This is a genomic window from Stenotrophomonas sp. GD03794, from assembly GCF_029842145.1.
Lineage (GTDB): Bacteria > Pseudomonadota > Gammaproteobacteria > Xanthomonadales > Xanthomonadaceae > Stenotrophomonas > Stenotrophomonas riyadhensis.
In genome coordinates, this window is record NZ_JAOCFV010000107.1 from 1 (window position 1) to 1123 (window position 1123).

Sequence of the window (1123 nt, forward strand, 5' to 3'; positions counted from 1 at the left end):
TTGGACCTCGAAGGGACACTCATTTCCAATGCGATAAGCCAGATTCCAAGACCCGGCCTCTGTCGGTTCTTGGAGGACGTCCGATCGCACTTCAGTCAGCTCATGATGTTTACGACTGTGCCGGAAGAGCGCTTTCGCAGCATTGCCGATTTGTTGGTTCGTGAAGGAAGCGCGCCTCCGTGGTTCGCGAGCCTTGAATACATCCATTGGACGGGCAGCACGAAGGATCTACGGCTAGCCACACCAAAATTAGGCGCGGCCTTGCTGCTTGATGATCATCGCCCCTATGTACACCCAGGACAGGAGCATCTGTGGGTTCAGATACCTCTGTTTGCGTCTCCCTACCCATCAGAGGACGAGGGATTAGCGATCGCGCTTCGACTCCTGCTCGATCGCATCCACGCAACGGGCAATTTCACTGAAGCATCTCTCCAAGAACAGCTAAAGCCACAGGCAGAAGCAACGGGCGCACCACGGCGTTCCGACGCCTGCTCATCGGCCCAGAAGATCCTGTCCGACGCCGCCGTCAGGCGAGATGAACTTGCCGCACAGTGGCATAGCGCCGCCGAAGTCAGTTCACAGCTCGGCCCGTCATTGACCAGTGGTAGCGGCCTAGCCGGTCAGCTGCGCAGAGCCGGCCAGCTACTCGGGGTCTATGTAACGAAGCCTGTGCCCGGCTATCGCTACCCAGACTGGCAGTTTGGTGAAAACGGCGAGCCCGTTGAATATTTGGCAGAAATCCTGTCAGCACTGCGTGCAATCGGTCATTTCGAGATCGAGCCGTACGGGCAACTTCACAGCACCGGATGGCGTGAGGCAGAGTGGTTTCTCTCACCGCACGCTCTGCTCAACGGCATGCCACCTGCCGAAGCCCTCAGCTCTGAACCGGCTCGCGTGCTGCGGGCGGCCCGTACCGAGTTCGGGCAAGGAGAGTCATAGCGTCCCCCTCTGAAGTGTTGAGAAAAATATAGGATTGAGGTCAGTGGGCACTCTTTCTCACCCAAATTTTCCATTTGGTAGAATAAATGGTGCTATCCATGGTGAATGAGTTCCTAGAAAGGCAGTGTTTTAGAGAGATGCCTAGTAATGAGGTATGCACAACATGTGTGCACAACCGTTCTGA

At 56.1% G+C, this 1123-nt stretch carries 1 protein-coding gene; it reads left to right on the plus strand.

Annotation, left to right across the window (positions count from 1 at the left end; all coding sequences use genetic code 11):
• A partial coding sequence (locus N5D91_RS24260) for an NIF family HAD-type phosphatase (RefSeq protein ID WP_279909160.1) occupies nt 1-939 on the plus strand: 939 nt, incomplete at its 5' end.
• Nucleotides 940-1123: the final 184 nt, after the last annotated feature.